Raw genomic sequence first — 14494 nt, forward strand, 5'->3', positions numbered from 1 at the left:
AGGTTTTCCCATGAGTGGGGCGAAGACAGGCACAAATACGCTGCAAAACCGGCGCCGAGCTTTGGGGAGTGGCGCTATACAGGTGTTGGCTATTACCGGTGGCAAAGGTGGCGTTGGCAAGACCAGTGTCGCCATAAATTTAGCGGTGGCGGTGGCGAAATCGGGCCGTCGGGTCGCGTTGTTGGATGCCGATTTTGGCTTGGCCAATGTCGATGTGATGTTGGGACTCAGGGCAGAGCGCACTATTGAGCAGGTCTTAGATGGCGACTGTAGTTTGCGCGACATTATGCTGAGTGGGCCGGCGGGGGTTCGGATTATTCCTTCGGCGTCGGGGGCGCGCCGCTTAACCCGCTTGAATGAATTTGAGCAGGCGGGTTTGATTCGGGCTTTCGATGAGCTGTCGCAGCAAATTGATGTTCTGATTGTAGATACGGCTGCCGGGATTGCCGATGCGGTGTTGCGCGTAGTCAGTGCCAGCCAGGAAATTTTACTGGTGCTGTGTGATGAGCCTTCATCTATCACTGATGCTTACGCGATGATTAAGGTGTTGAATCAGGATTTTCAGAAAGTGCGCTTTCGGGTGTTAGTTAATAAGGCCGATTCCGAGCCCGAAGCCAGGCTGGTTTTTGAAAAACTACGCGGTGTTTGTGAGCGTTTCCTCGAAGTTTCCCTCCTGTTTGTTGGCTATATCCCCAGTGATCCTGCCTTGCTGCAATCGGTCAAAAAGCAGCGCGCGGTGGTAGACGCGTCGCCGGGTAGTGCGTCTAGCCGGGCTTTTTTCCGTTTGGCCGAACAGTTGTCGGGCTGGCGCTCGCGAGAGCGTCCGCAGGCGGCGCTGGCGTTTTTTGTCGATCAATTGCTAAGCAGCGAAACTACTGAGTTGGTGGCCCCTCCTGCAGTTAAATCGTCTTCCGAGGAGGGCGCTGATGCAAACTGAAGAGCCGGGGCCTCAATCACCCGAAAATGATGAGAATGCCGGTTTGGCGGAGCAGTGGAATACGAATGCCGCCCCCGATCCTTTCGCCATTGAAGAACAAGAAGAAGACGTGCTTTCAGCGTCGGAGCCGCGATCTGGCGGCTTGAAAATCCTGTTGGTGGAAGATTTTGCGACCATGCGGCGGATTATTCGGGACTTGCTGGCTGAAATTGGCTATCACCATATTATTGAAGCGGAGAATGGTGAGACTGCGCTGGGGATTCTCCACAATGAAGCCGTTGATCTGGTGATCAGTGATTTGAAAATGCCCGATATTTCTGGCTTGGAGTTATTGCAAGCCATCCGTGCTGACCATCGTTTGGCGCATATGCCGGTGATGATTATCACTGCCGATGCCCAGCGGGAAAATATCCTCGCCGCCGCTCGGGCCGGGGTGAATGCCTATATTATCAAGCCGTTCACCGCAGCGATTCTCGAGACCAAAATACGCCAGATCACTGGGGCAGTGTAGGCTTCATATCTGCATGGCGGGCTCGGTCTGTGAAATTAGCGACCTAGTTAACATTGCTGCAGGCTGGTGCTCGCCTACGGCTATCGTTTCTATAACAATATAACTACGTGGAGAACCGGAGGCCAAAGGCTTCGGGTAATGGATGATAACCACAGTCACTGGGGTGTGAGCCGTGCAACAGTCTGATCAAGAAAGCATATTGTCGATTTTTCTCGCTGAGGCGGGGGAAATTGTGCAGCGCCTGTTTGTGCAGTTGGAAGAATTGCATTACGGCTATGACGGTCAGCGCATTCTCGATGATATCCACCGTGGTTTTCATACTATTTATGGGGGTGCGGCGGTGTTGGGCTTGGAGCCCCTCAAGGACTGTGCTCACCTTACCGACCGAGTGATGGAACGCCTGCGCACGCGGCGTTTGAGTTTAAGTCCGAGTCGAGTGTCTTTAATCATGGGTGCCACCAGCGCCATTGAGGCAATGTTGACTCGCTTGGCAGAACAGCAACCGCTTTACCCCATTGCCGACGATCTTCATGAGCGCTTACGTCGCGCAGCGGGTTTGGCAGACTCTATGGAGGCGGCGAGCGAAGTGGCTATTGCTGAGGCCGCTATTATTGATGCTAATAGGGGAGAGCTTCAGCAGCACAGTCGTTTGGATAACACTCGCCTTGGCTTGTTTTTATCTGCGACACCTTCGATACAAACTTCGATACAGGCTTCGACGCCTTCAATGTCTTCGCATTCAGAGCCTGTCGAAGTTCGCCCAAGCGAGCAGCCGTCACTTGTCTCCGACATCGCACTAGCCGAACAGCCGGCACCCGTTTCGACCGCTGAAATAAATGCTGAAACGGCCAATGCAGATTGTATTGGTGAATTAATCCAAGAGCTTGCTTGGGTGCGCAAGCGGCTGCAGGCGGTTCAGGCGGGTAACGATCCTGAGGCATTGCAGCGGGCATTATTGCATTTTGAGCTGGTCGCTTCTGAAATTGAAAATTGGTGGCAGGCAAAACCCTGACTCTTTTTTAATTGCCTTGTTGCGTGCTTTCGCTCTTTTCATAAACTTGGTTTCCCCTATCCATAGACTCGGCTTCCGGGCCAAATCGTATATAATCGGGCGCGATTTTGTGCCGTTACCGAATACTGGCGGCTTGGGTTTAGGGGAAATTTTTGTCTTCTGCAATTCTGCAATGTGAACAGCTGTACAGCGAGCGCGATGATCGTGTGCTGTTTGCTGATCTGTCTTTCTCCCTCGCTGCGGGCGAAATTCTGCAAATCGCCGGGCCCAATGGTGCAGGTAAAACAAGTTTGCTCAGAATTCTGGCGGGTTTATCCAGTCGTTTTGAGGGCGAACTGCGCTGGCGCGGACAATCCATGCTGCACAACTGTGCACAATTTCATCGCGAAACCCATTATCTAGGGCACGGCGCCGGGCTTAAGGCGGTGTTGAGTCCACTCGAAAATTTACGTTGGTCCTGCGCCTTGCGCGGTGTATCTCAGGCTGATGAGGCCATTTTTGGCGCCCTCGACAAGGTGGGCTTATCGGGTTACGAGTATCATCCCTGTTTGGCATTGTCTGCCGGTCAGCAGCGCCGGGTTAATTTGGCTCGGCTGTTTTGCAGTTCGGCGGCGCTGTGGATTCTCGATGAACCGTTTACCGCGATTGATCAAAAAGGAGTGGCTGAGATCGAGTCGTGGTTGGCGGAATTCAAAACCGCAGGGGGTATGGTTTTGCTGACGAGTCACCAGCCCTTGTCGCCGAGTTTAGGTGCCAACGTGATCGATTTGGGGGCGCATTAATGAGCTTGGTATGGGCCATTATGCGCCGGGATATGCTGGCCTCATTGCGGCGTGGAAGTGAGTGGAGTAATCCGCTGATTTTCTTTGTGATGGTGTGTGCGCTATTTCCTTTGGGAATTGGCCCTGATCCAAAACAGCTAGCGGTATTGGCGCCGGGTATTTTATGGGTGGTGGCCTTGCTGGCATCCATGCTGGCAACAGACAGCTTGTTCCGCAGTGACTTTGATGACGCTAGCTTGGAACAAGTATTGCTTAGTGGTTCACCGTTGTTTCCGCAGGTTTTGGCCAAAACCCTCGCGCATTGGTGTATGACCGGCCTGCCTCTGAGTTTGGTGTCGCCATTACTGGGTGTGTTATTGCAATTGCCAACAAGTGGAATGTGGGCCTTGCTGCTGAGTTTGGCTATCGGCACGGTGGTGTTGAGTGTGATTGGTGCCATTGGTGCGGCGTTAACGGTGGGCTTGCGAAAAGGCGGCTTGTTGCTGTCCCTGATCGTATTGCCCCTGTATATTCCGGTGCTGATTTTTGGCAGTAGCGCGGTGCAAACCGCTGTGGAAGGGGCCAGTTATACCCCGCAATTGGCACTACTTGGAGCGCTATTACTGGGGGCTATTGCACTGGCGCCTTTGGCGATCGGTGCGGCGCTGCGTATCAGTGTGGATCAGTAATAAATAATAGAGAGAAAGGCTTTGTCGTTCTGGACGTATTTTCATAAATGGGGCTCACCGCGCTGGTTTTATCAGTTCAGTGGTCGTTTGATGCCTTGGCTGGCAATACCTGCCGTGGTTCTGTTGTTAGGGGGTTTTGCCTGGGGCTTGGCGTTTGTGCCGCCGGATTTCAAACAGGGCAATAGCTTTCGCATTATCTATCTACACGTACCGGCTTCTGCGGTGGCTATGGGCGCCTACATGCTAATGGCAACGGCCGGCGCTATTCATTTGATCTGGCGCATGAAGCTGGCGGCCATGGTGATGAAAAGTGTGGCTCCGGTCGGTGCGGCACTGACATTTTTAGCGCTCCTTACGGGTGCGGTTTGGGGCAAGCCCACGTGGGGAACTTATTGGGTCTGGGATGCTCGTATTACCTCGGTGCTGATTCTGTTCTTTCTATACCTTGGTATTTTGGCCTTACAGCAGGCTTTTGAAAATCAGGAAGCGGCCGCGAAAGCCTGCGCCGTATTGGCGATTGTCGGCGCCGTGAATATCCCAATTATCTACTGGTCAGTGGAGTGGTGGTACAGCCTGCATCAACCGGCCAGTATCAAATTTGTTGGCGAATCTACCATTCACTCCAGCATGTTGCGGCCGCTGATTGCGACTCTCACCGGAATGTACTGCTTTCTGGGATGGATGGTGTTGCTGAATACCCGCAATGAAATTTTGTACCGCGAGCGCAATACCCGCTGGGTTAAAGATGTATTAACCGGCGCTGGGAGCTAATTATGTATTTTGAGAGTTTCGCTGCGCTGATCAGCATGGAGGGGCATGGACCCTATGTCTGGTTTAGCTACGGAGTCGGCATCGTGGTTTTGGCAAGTTTGCTAGTTGCCGCTCGGCGCCGTCGCGCTCAATTAGAACAAATGTTAAAAGCCGCAGCTCGACGTGAGCAGCAGCAAAATAAAGCTGCCGTAACAGGAGAGCGCTAATGGCGATGCATCCCCAACGCAAACAGCGTTTGCAAATTATTCTCTTTATTTTAGTTGCGGTTGCAGCGGCTGCCGCGCTCTTAGGTTACGCCCTGCGAGAAAACATTAATTTGTTTTATCCCCCTGCGGATATTGTTGCGGGTAAGGCGCCGCTTGAGCGGAAAATTCGTGCCGGTGGCATGGTAGAGCAGGGCAGTGTTCAGCGCGCTACAGACAGCCTTAAAGTCCGCTTCAATATTACTGACTATATCGCCGTGGTGCCGGTGGAGTACGAGGGTATTTTGCCAGACCTGTTTGCCGAAGGTGAGGGTGTAGTGGTGTCGGGTGTGCTGGGTGGCGATGGTGTGTTTATCGCCTCTGAAGTGCTGGCCAAACACGATGAAAATTATATGCCCCCAGAAGTGAGTGCGGCGCTGGAAAAAGCCGGCACCACTTCTGTGTACCAACAGCAGGACGGCAAGGCGGAGAAATACGGCCAGTGATTATTGAGCTTGGACATTTCTCGCTGATTCTCAGCCTGTGTTTCAGTTTGGCCTTGGCCGTGCTGCCGATGGTTGGGGTAGCGCGAGCGAATAAGCGCTTGATGAATAGCGGCCGGGCGCTGGCTTTTGGTCAGTTCCTTTTTACCGGCTTGGCAACCCTTAGCTTGCTCTATGCTTTTTTGACCGACGATTTCTCGGTCAATATCGTTGCCGCCCAATCCAATACCTTGCTGCCGGTACCCTATAAAATCAGCGCCTTGTGGGGTGGCCATGAGGGCTCGCTGCTGCTGTGGGTATTTATTTTGAATACCTGGACGGTGGCTGTTGCGATTTTTTCCCGACAATTGCCTCGCGATATTCTGGCGCGGGTGCTGTCAGTGATGGGTATGGTGGCTGTGGGTTTCTACAGTTTTGCCCTGTTTACGTCTAACCCCTTTGCGCGCCGGATTATTAACGCGCCTCAGCAGGGGCAGGATCTCAATCCACTTTTGCAAGATCCCGGCATGGTCATTCATCCGCCCATGCTTTATGTCGGTTATGTCGGTTTTTCAGTCGCATTTGCCTTTGCGATTGCCGCGCTTTTGAGTGGCCGTATGGATGCCAGTTGGGCACGTTGGTCGCGGCCTTGGACTAATGTGGCGTGGTTGTTTCTCACCGTGGGCATTACCTTGGGGAGCTGGTGGGCCTACTATGAATTGGGCTGGGGCGGCTGGTGGTTTTGGGACCCGGTCGAGAACGCCTCCTTTATGCCTTGGCTGGTGGGCACGGCATTAATTCATTCCTTGGCGGTGACGGAAAAGCGGGGCTTGTTCAAAAGCTGGACCCTGTTGCTGGCGATCTTCGCTTTTGCCTTGAGCTTATTGGGTACCTTCCTAGTGCGTTCTGGGGTGTTGACCTCGGTACACGCCTTTGCCGCTGATCCGACGCGCGGGATGTTTATCCTCGGTTTCTTATTCGTGGTGGTCGGCGGTTCGTTGACGCTGTATGCACTAAAAGCGCCGAATCAGATGGCGAGCCGAGGCTTTACCTGGCTGTCTCGTGAGGCGTTTTTATTAGCCAATAATATTTTGTTATTGGTCGCCGCTTTAACGGTGCTGTTGGGCACGCTATTCCCCTTAATTATGGACTTTGCCGGATTGGGTAAATACTCGGTAGGGCCGCCGTATTTCAATGCCATGTTTGTGCCGTTGAGCTGTGTGCTGGCGTTGTTGCTGGGGCTTGGTCCCACCAGTCAGTGGAAGCGCAGCCGCAGCGGAACCTGGGGAAGGCTGATGTTGGTGGCCTTTATTGCCAGTTTACTTCTCGGTGTGACCCTGCCGGCGAGTATGGCGGGCAGCCTGCATTTTGCGTCCAGTGCGGCCGCTGTGTTGTTTATCTGGATTGTGGCCAGCAGCGTGGTCAGCCTGCGTAATAAATTGCGCAATGCCAGTCGCCTTTCCGTGGGTTTGAAACGACTCACGCCTTCCTACTACGGTATGTTGCTCGCCCATTTGGGACTGGCGTGTTCGGTACTCGGCGTGGGAATGGTCACCAGTTTTAATATCGAAAAAGATATGCGCATGGCGATTGGCGAGAGCATTGATGTCGGCCATTACCAACTGCGTTTCGATCAGATCGAAAATATTGAAGGGCCAAATTACCGAGGTCAGCGCGGTCATTTTACGCTTAGCAATAAGGGCCGGGAGCTGACTAAGCTGCATCCTGAAAAGCGCCGATATCACGCTCGCGGCAGTCAGGTGATGACGGAGGCGGCGATCGATGCAGGGCTGTTCCGCGACGTTTATGTCGCTATGGGTGAGCCGCTAGATAAGCAGGCTTGGGCGGTTCGAATTCAGGTTAAACCCTTTGTGCGCTGGATTTGGTTGGGCGGTATTTTAATGGCGCTTGGTGGCCTGCTGGCGATTTTAGATCGTCGCTATCGCCCTTCATCGGCGAGCACCACTGGTATGAAGGAGTCTCGTTAATGCAGCGCTTAAAATTATTTCTTCCGCTGATTATTTTTATCCTGATGGCGCTGCTATTTCTTGGGGTGCAGTGGCGGGTAAAAAATGGTGAGTACAGCCCGACAGATTTGCCCTCGGCGCTGATAAACAAACCGATGCCTAGCTTTCGTTTGCCCACCTTGGATGGCGGAGTATTCAGTGCGGCGGATTTACCGGCGGAACCGGTGCTGGTGAACGTTTGGGCGACCTGGTGTCCCACCTGTCATTACGAGCATCCTTTCCTAATGAAGCTGGCGGAACAAGGTGTAAAAATCCTTGGCGTTGACTACAAAGATGACGCGCAAGCCGCCCAGCAATTGCTAGACGAAAAAGGCGATCCTTATTTTGCTTCGGTTGCCGATCAAAGTGGGCAATTGGGTTTGGATCTAGGCGTAACCGGCGCGCCGGAAACCTATCTGCTCGATGCACAAGGTACAGTTTTATTTCGCTATCAAGGTGCTTTGGATCAAGCGGTTTGGGATAAGCATTTTGTACCGCGCTTGGCGGAGTTAAAAACCGGGGCGGGCAAATGATCCGTAGTGTAATTGTTTTCTTGGCCTTGTTTTTTGCCACTGCCAGCTGGGCGGTGATAGAAACCTATCAGTTTGATAATGAGCTGCAACAGCAGCGGTATAACGCGTTTATCGAAGAGCTGCGCTGCCCCAAATGTCAGAATCAAAATTTGTCTGGCTCCGACTCAGAAATTGCCCAAGACCTGCGCCGTCAGGTGCACAGCATGATTATGTCGGGAAAGTCCGATATCGAAATTACCCAATATATGTTGGATCGCTACGGTGATTTTATTCTTTATCGGCCACGATTTACGGCGGGTACAGCGGTGTTGTGGCTACTTCCTGCCGGCTTGTTGTTTATTGGTTTGATTATTTGGCTGCGCTTGGCGCGCCGCCGGGTGAATACTGCGCCAGTAAACACAAATTTGAGTGATGAAGAACGCATGCGTTTGCAATCCATCCTCAATGAACCTTCGAGCGACAAGCAGGAGGGCGCGAAATGAGTAATTTGATTTTGGGTGAACTCCTGCTGCTGGCTTTCGCTGCCGCTATTTTTATCTGGGGGATTCGTTCAGGACGCCAGCTTGATGGGGCGACTGTAGCCCAAGCCCAAAGCCAATTTTATCGACAGCGCCGCGCCGAAATTAGCGCCGAGTTTGAGCAGGGTTTGATTGATGAAACCCAGCGCGGTGATTTGGAAATGGAGCTGGATCGTCAGGTTTTGGAAGAGGCGCCCACGGCGGCAGCAGTCGCAAACTCGGCAACGGGTTTTCCGTTTTGGGTTGCCGGTTTTGGCGTGCTGCTTATTGTTTCGGCAATTTGGCTATACGGTTATTTGGGGTATCGCGACGATCTGCAATTGCAGGCGCTACAAGCCGATATTGTGGCGGCGGGCCAGTCCGGGGCGGAAATGAGCCCCGAGGCGATTAATGCCTACCAGCAGCAGTTACAAAAAATTATTGATAAGCATCCAGACAGCGCCGATCACTTAGTGGTGATGACAGGTTTGCTGCGTCAGCGCGGTGATTTTGCGGGCAGCATTCCTTATTTTGAAAAGCTGCGCGAGTTGTACCCGAAAGACCCGGATATTATGGCCCAGCTTGGTCAGGCGCGTTATCTCGCTTCTAATCGAACCTTGGATGCCACAACCCAAGCGCTATTTGATCAGGCGCTGCAAATTGAACCCAATCAAGCTACCGCTTTGGGCGTGTTGGGTATTGATGCGTTTGCCCGGGGGGATTTCCGGGGTGTGTTGCAATATTGGCAGCCATTGATGATGGGGCTGCCGCCGGGGACACAGCAGTTTAATTTGATAGCTAGTGGTATCCAGCAGGCTCGCGAACGCGCGGTGGCGGCGGGCGAGTTAAAAGGCATTTCCATTGCCATAAACTACAGCGAGGCTGCCTTGGCGACCCCCGGTATTTTGTTTGTGGTGGCGAAAGAACCGGACGGTATGCCGATGCCGGTAGCGGCGCTAAAATTGCCAGTGATGGGAAATGGTCAGCAAGTTATATTGCTCGATAGCGATATTATTCGGCCCGGTAAGCAGTTTAAGGATTTTTCTGAGCTATCGATTTCTGCGCATATCAGCACCACCGGTGTCGCCAATCGCCGCTCCGGTGAATGGCTGGCCGAGCCGGTAAGCTGGGAGTCTGATACTAGTTTGCCACTGAGCTTGCAGATTGATACTCAGCTACCTTGAAATGGCGGGTTGAGCAGGGTTGCAAAACAGGGCGAGTCGAACCTGTTTCCGGCGATACCTGTTTAGAAAAACAGGCCTTTCATCCTGCGGTGTCCAAGCTATAATCCGCCTTTGCAATTTACTCCGCCAATAAAAGATCAACGCCCTTGCCAGACGGGATTCCCGAACAGTGGATCAACCGTTTACCCGCAATTTTGTTGAAGAGCACCGGCGGACAAAGGAATTTTCGAGACAGTTTTCTATGCGGTTGAAAAGTATCAAGCTGGCGGGTTTTAAATCATTTGTCGACCCGACCACCGCGCATTTTCCCACCAACCTCTCGGCGGTAGTGGGGCCAAACGGTTGCGGCAAATCCAATATTATCGATGCCGTGCGCTGGGTAATGGGCGAGAGCTCCGCTAAAAACCTGCGCGGCGAATCGATGACCGACGTTATCTTTAACGGCTCGGTCAACCGCAAGCCGGTGGGACAGGCGTCCATCGAGCTGATTTTTGACAATACCAGCGGCCAGCTCGGCGGCGAGTACGCCCGCTTCAGCGAGATTGCGATTCGCCGTAAAGTCACCCGCGAAGGTTTGTCTGAGTATTATCTCAACGGCACCAAATGTCGCCGCCGCGATATCACCGATATTTTCCTCGGCACTGGCCTTGGTCCGCGCAGTTACGCGATTATCGAACAGGGCATGATTTCACGCCTGATCGAATCCAAACCCGAAGAGCTGCGGGTGTTTATCGAAGAAGCCGCCGGGATATCCAAATATAAAGAGCGCCGCCGCGAAACCGAAAACCGCATGCGCCGCACCCAGGAAAACCTTGAGCGTTTAACCGACCTGCGCGATGAGCTGGAGCGCCAGCTACAGCATTTGCAACGTCAGGCCGCCGCCGCTGAAAAATACACAGAGTACAAAAAAGAAGAGCGCCTGCTAAAAGCCCAGTTGCAAGTGCTGCAATGGCAGGCACTGGACGAGCAGGTTCAGGATAAAGATCGCAAAATTCGCGAACTGGAGCTGGGCCGCGAAGCCATTGTGACCGAGCAGGTCTCGCTGAATACTGGTATTGAGCAAGCGCGGGATCAGCATTCCCAGTTGAATGATGCCTTTAACGAAGTGCAGGGTCGCTTCTACAGTGTCGGCGCGGATATTGCCCGCTCTGAACAAGCCATTCAGCACCAGCAGGAACGCCATCGCCAGTTGCAGGCCGATCTGCAACGCCTCGACACCAACCTGATTGAAACCCGCCGGCACTTGGAAACCGACCGAGAAAAAATCGCCCTGTGGGAAGAGGAAATTGAAGCTATTGCGCCCGAGCTGGAGATTACCCTCGAGCAGGAAGAACAATCTTCAGAAGCCCTGATTCTGGCTGAAGAATCCATGCAAACCTGGCAGCAGCGTTGGGATGAATTTAACCAGCGCGCCGCCGGCCCAAGACAGCGGGCCGAGGTTGAGCAATCCCGTATTCAACACCTTGAGCTGACCATGAAACGCCTGCAGGAGCGCCTGCAAAAAGCCGAATCTGAGCGCGGCGGTTTGTTGGGTGAGCAGGGCGATGACGATATCGAGCTGTTACAGCAACAGGCAGCCGAGCTGGATTTGCAGGGTGAGAGCTTGCAGGAGCAGCTCGATCAATTGCAGCCTCAGATTGCCGAACAGCGTGAAGGGATTCGCAGCGATAGCGATGCTTTGGACAGTGCGCGCAGCCAATTACAAAGCCTGCGCGGGCGAATGGCGTCACTGGAAGCGCTACAACAAGCTGCTTTAGGGCAGGGCGATAAAGCGGTTTCAGAATGGTTGAGCGCCAAGGATTTAGCCAATCTACCCCGCGTGGGTGAAAGCTTGCAGGTTGCCGATAAATGGCAGAAAGCGGTGGAAACCGTGCTGGGCGATCAGTTGCAGGCACTGAGTCTGGATAGCATCGACTCGTTGGCGCCCATCTTGGCCGAGCTTGAAACCGGGGCTTTGACCTTCCTTGAGAGCGCTTCGGCTTCTGCGGGCAAAGCCGGCACTTTGGCTGAGGTGGTCACTGGCCACGCCGCATTGAGCGCCTCATTGAGTTCAGTGTATCTGGCTGAAGATTTAACTGAGGCCTTGCAGCGCCGTAATACCTTGCAGGATCACGAAAGTCTGGTGACGCCAGAGGGCTTATTGATTGGCAAGCACAGCCTGCGCGTCAATCGCGGTGACAACGCCCAAAGCGGCGTGTTGGCGCGTCAGGAAGAAATTCAGGAATTACAGGCGCAAGTTGAAGAACTGCAACAGCAAGTTGCCGAGTTACAACAGCGCTTGGAAGCGGGCCGAGAACAGCAAAAGCGCTTGGAAGAGCAGCGCGATGGTGTGCAGCGTGAGTTGCAGCAGCACGGTCGTCAGCAGGCGGAATTGCGCTCACAGTTGAGCGCCCAGCAAGCCCGTATTGAGCAGATCAGTGCCCGCCGTCAGGGCTTGGATGCGGAAATTGGCGAGCTGGCCAAGCAGTATAAAGCGGAACAGGAAACCCTAGCTGAAGCGCGGATGAGCCTGTCTGAGGCGATCGAATCCATGGAGCAGGATTCCGGTCAGCGCGAACAGTTATTGGGTGAGCGCGACCGCAATCGCACGGTCTTGGATGAGGCGCGGCAAAAAGCCCGTCACAGCAAAGATCACGCCCACCAATTGGCGATGCGCCATCAGTCACTGCAAACCCAGCGCGATTCGGTAATGGCGGGTATTGGCCGCACCGAAGAGCAACTGGCCCAGTTGATGGAGCAGCAGGAAACCCTACAACTCAATTTGGGTGAGGTCGACGGCCCGGTTGAAGAACTGAAAATGGAATTGGAAGCCAAGCTCGAACAACGCCTTGCCGTGGAAGAAGAATTGGCAGAAGCGCGCCGGAGTTTGGAAGCGGTAGATCATCAACTGCGCGAACACGAACAGAAACGCCACGGTGTGGAGCAGCGTTTGCAGCAAATCGCCGGTCAATTAGAGCAGGCTCGGGTTGAAAATCAAGGTTTGCAGGTACGCCGCAAAGGTTTACTGGATCAGTTGCAAGAAGCGCAATTTGATCTGAATAGCGTGCTTGAAAGTCTGCCCGAAGGCGCCAGTGAAAGTGATTGGCAGCAGCAGCTTGAGGCAGTGGGGCGCCGCATTGATCGTCTGGGGCCGATTAACTTGGCCGCCATTGAGGAATACAAGCAGCAATCCGAGCGTAAAAACTACCTCGATTCCCAGAATCAAGACTTGGTCGACGCACTGGAAACCTTAGAGTCGGCAATTCGCCGTATCGATAAGGAAACCCGCAATCGCTTTAAAGAAACCTTTGATCAGGTGAATAGCGGTTTGCAGAACCTGTTCCCGAAAGTGTTTGGCGGCGGTAGTGCCTATCTGGAAATGACCGGTGACGACCTGCTTAATACCGGTATCTCGATTATGGCGCGCCCACCGGGCAAGCGTAATGCCACCATTCACCTGTTGTCCGGTGGTGAAAAAGCCCTGACCGCGATTGCACTGGTATTCTCGATTTTCCGCTTGAATCCGGCGCCTTTCTGTATGCTGGATGAAGTGGATGCACCGCTGGATGATGCCAACGTGGGCCGCTATTCCCGCATGGTTAAGGAAATGTCTTCAGAAGTGCAGTTTATCTATATCAGCCACAATAAGATCGCCATGGAAATGGCCGATCAGCTGATGGGCGTGACCATGCACGAACCCGGCGTATCGCGTCTGGTATCTGTAGATATTGAAAAAGCAGCGGAACTCGCCGCCTCGTAATGGTCTCAATATGGCTATTTATTTGAGTGCATGGAACAATAGCCGCGTTGCACTCTTTATCTTAACGAAAAGAATATTACCCGCCGCACTCAGAAGGCGGGACGCTAAGGGCCTATTATGGATCTCGGTGTCAGAGAACTACTGATTATTGTCGGCGTATTGCTGGCGACGGCAGTTTTGCTGGATGGTTTTCGCCGCATGCGTCGCGAGCGTGAAGATACCCTGCGCATGAAAAGCAAGCGCCGTGACGCAGATGATGATTTAGTTAATCACGAATTGCCCAATGGCCCGGCGCGGGTGGTGGCGGTTCGTGAACATATCAGCCTGCATGAGCGTCGTGCAGACAGTATTGCCCCCGTGCAAGAAAAGCCTGTGCCAGAAACGCCTGAAGCTGTTAAACAGAGCAAAACGGTAGATGAGGTCGCTGAGTCGGTAGCGCGTGAGGCCGAGAAAGTGGATCACAGTATTTTGTTTACTGATCCCGCTGAAGAATTTGCCCGTCGTTCAACAGATAAACCCAAGGTTAAAGAAACCCGTGTGGTTGAGACTGGTATTTCTGAGCCTCGGCCTAATCAAGAAATAGAACCAGAAATCCCCGCAGATCAAGAACTCTCTGCGGCGCGAACGGTTTCTCGTCCTGCTGAAAAAACGCCTGTGTCACCCAAGACGGCTGAGCCGGTAAGCCAAGCAAAAGCTCCAGTAAAAGACACTCATTCGAAGGAAACTCATTCGAAGGAAGGCTCGCAGAAAAAGCCGGCTTTCCAAGAGTTGTTTGTGCTGAATGTGGTGGCTGAAGACGGTAAGCCCTATCGCGGCGCCGATCTTTTACAGGTCTTGCTGGGCTGTGATTTGCGCTATGGCCGCATGAAAATTTTCCATCGTCACGAGCAGGCGAATGGCGCGGGTGCCGAGCAATTTAGCGTGGCGAACTTAGTTGAGCCCGGTAATTTTGAATTGGATGGTATCGAAAACTTTTCAACGCCGGGCGTGGTGTTCTTTATGGAATTACCGGGGCCGGAAAATACCCTGAAAGCCTTTGAGGCCATGCTTGAAACCGCAAACTGTCTGGTGAGTAATCTCGGCGGTGAAATGCGCGATCAAAGCCATAGCGTGGCGACCAAGCAAACTCTGGAACACTACAAACAGCGGATTCGCGATTTTGAACGTCGCCAGATGACACTGGTATAAAT

At 53.2% G+C, this 14494-nt stretch carries 14 protein-coding genes; all 14 read left to right on the forward strand.

Annotated elements, in window-relative coordinates; genetic code table 11:
• The first annotated feature begins 10 nt into the window (after positions 1 to 10).
• Positions 11 to 937 (forward strand): MinD/ParA family ATP-binding protein, encoded by a 927-nt coding sequence (locus IB286_RS08350; protein ID WP_190764430.1) that lies wholly within the window; start codon positions 11 to 13, stop codon positions 935 to 937.
• Complete coding sequence (locus IB286_RS08355; protein ID WP_190764433.1) at positions 927 to 1448, forward strand: response regulator; 522 nt, start codon at positions 927 to 929, stop codon at positions 1446 to 1448. The genes IB286_RS08350 and IB286_RS08355 overlap by 11 nt, the downstream gene beginning before the upstream one ends.
• A 172-nt stretch (positions 1449 to 1620) precedes the next feature.
• Positions 1621 to 2460, forward strand: a complete 840-nt coding sequence (locus IB286_RS08360) for an Hpt domain-containing protein (protein ID WP_190764435.1) — start codon at positions 1621 to 1623, stop codon at positions 2458 to 2460.
• Positions 2461 to 2612: 152 nt separating this feature from the next.
• Positions 2613 to 3242 carry a cytochrome c biogenesis heme-transporting ATPase CcmA gene (gene ccmA, locus IB286_RS08365; protein ID WP_190764437.1) on the forward strand — a complete coding sequence of 210 codons (630 nt, stop codon included), beginning with the start codon at positions 2613 to 2615 and terminating at the stop codon, positions 3240 to 3242.
• Positions 3242 to 3910, forward strand: coding sequence for a heme exporter protein CcmB (gene ccmB, locus IB286_RS08370; protein ID WP_223826242.1), 669 nt, complete (start codon positions 3242 to 3244; stop codon positions 3908 to 3910). Before ccmA ends, ccmB begins: the two co-directional genes overlap by 1 nt.
• A gap of 21 nt (positions 3911 to 3931) precedes the next feature.
• A complete protein-coding gene (gene ccmC, locus IB286_RS08375) occupies positions 3932 to 4681 on the forward strand; it encodes a heme ABC transporter permease CcmC (protein WP_223826243.1) in 750 nt (249 codons plus the stop codon).
• 2 nt (positions 4682 to 4683) lie between these two features.
• Positions 4684 to 4887: a heme exporter protein CcmD gene (gene ccmD / locus IB286_RS08380; protein ID WP_190764439.1), complete on the forward strand. Its 204-nt coding sequence runs from the start codon at positions 4684 to 4686 to the stop codon at positions 4885 to 4887.
• A gap of 5 nt (positions 4888 to 4892) precedes the next feature.
• Positions 4893 to 5369 carry a cytochrome c maturation protein CcmE gene (gene ccmE / locus IB286_RS08385; RefSeq protein ID WP_190764925.1) on the forward strand — a complete coding sequence of 159 codons (477 nt, stop codon included), beginning with the start codon at positions 4893 to 4895 and terminating at the stop codon, positions 5367 to 5369.
• A complete protein-coding gene (locus IB286_RS08390) occupies positions 5366 to 7333 on the forward strand; it encodes a heme lyase CcmF/NrfE family subunit (RefSeq protein WP_190764441.1) in 1968 nt (655 codons plus the stop codon). Before ccmE ends, IB286_RS08390 begins: the two co-directional genes overlap by 4 nt.
• Positions 7333 to 7884, forward strand: coding sequence for a DsbE family thiol:disulfide interchange protein (locus tag IB286_RS08395; protein ID WP_190764443.1), 552 nt, complete (start codon positions 7333 to 7335; stop codon positions 7882 to 7884). Before IB286_RS08390 ends, IB286_RS08395 begins: the two co-directional genes overlap by 1 nt.
• The gene (locus tag IB286_RS08400) at positions 7881 to 8366 is read left to right on the forward strand and encodes a cytochrome c-type biogenesis protein (RefSeq protein WP_190764445.1); all 486 of its coding nucleotides are present in this window, start codon (positions 7881 to 7883) and stop codon (positions 8364 to 8366) included. The genes IB286_RS08395 and IB286_RS08400 overlap by 4 nt, the downstream gene beginning before the upstream one ends.
• The gene (gene ccmI, locus IB286_RS08405) at positions 8363 to 9565 is read left to right on the forward strand and encodes a c-type cytochrome biogenesis protein CcmI (protein ID WP_190764447.1); all 1203 of its coding nucleotides are present in this window, start codon (positions 8363 to 8365) and stop codon (positions 9563 to 9565) included. Before IB286_RS08400 ends, ccmI begins: the two co-directional genes overlap by 4 nt.
• Positions 9566 to 9806: 241 nt before the next feature.
• The gene (smc, locus tag IB286_RS08410) at positions 9807 to 13304 is read left to right on the forward strand and encodes a chromosome segregation protein SMC (RefSeq protein WP_190764449.1); all 3498 of its coding nucleotides are present in this window, start codon (positions 9807 to 9809) and stop codon (positions 13302 to 13304) included.
• Positions 13305 to 13421: 117 nt separating this feature from the next.
• Positions 13422 to 14492, forward strand: coding sequence for a cell division protein ZipA (gene zipA / locus IB286_RS08415; RefSeq protein WP_190764452.1), 1071 nt, complete (start codon positions 13422 to 13424; stop codon positions 14490 to 14492).
• The last annotated feature ends 2 nt before the right edge of the window (positions 14493 to 14494 follow it).

It is taken from the genome of Spongiibacter pelagi (assembly GCF_014705705.1).
Lineage (GTDB): Bacteria > Pseudomonadota > Gammaproteobacteria > Pseudomonadales > Spongiibacteraceae > Spongiibacter > Spongiibacter pelagi.

Excerpts from the sequence above, each read along its gene's own strand:
- smc (WP_190764449.1), top strand. The coding sequence starts at position 9,807 with ATGCGGTTGAAAAGTATCAAGCTGGCGGGTTTTAAATCATTTGTCGAC.
- IB286_RS08350 (WP_190764430.1), top strand. The coding sequence starts at position 11 with ATGAGTGGGGCGAAGACAGGCACAAATACGCTGCAAAACCGGCGCCGA.
- ccmB (WP_223826242.1), top strand. The coding sequence starts at position 3,242 with ATGAGCTTGGTATGGGCCATTATGCGCCGGGATATGCTGGCCTCATTG.
- IB286_RS08400 (WP_190764445.1), top strand. The coding sequence starts at position 7,881 with ATGATCCGTAGTGTAATTGTTTTCTTGGCCTTGTTTTTTGCCACTGCC.
- ccmI (WP_190764447.1), top strand. The coding sequence starts at position 8,363 with ATGAGTAATTTGATTTTGGGTGAACTCCTGCTGCTGGCTTTCGCTGCC.
- ccmD (WP_190764439.1), top strand. The coding sequence starts at position 4,684 with ATGTATTTTGAGAGTTTCGCTGCGCTGATCAGCATGGAGGGGCATGGA.
- IB286_RS08395 (WP_190764443.1), top strand. The coding sequence starts at position 7,333 with ATGCAGCGCTTAAAATTATTTCTTCCGCTGATTATTTTTATCCTGATG.
- zipA (WP_190764452.1), top strand. The coding sequence starts at position 13,422 with ATGGATCTCGGTGTCAGAGAACTACTGATTATTGTCGGCGTATTGCTG.
- IB286_RS08355 (WP_190764433.1), top strand. The coding sequence starts at position 927 with ATGCAAACTGAAGAGCCGGGGCCTCAATCACCCGAAAATGATGAGAAT.
- ccmE (WP_190764925.1), top strand. The coding sequence starts at position 4,893 with ATGCATCCCCAACGCAAACAGCGTTTGCAAATTATTCTCTTTATTTTA.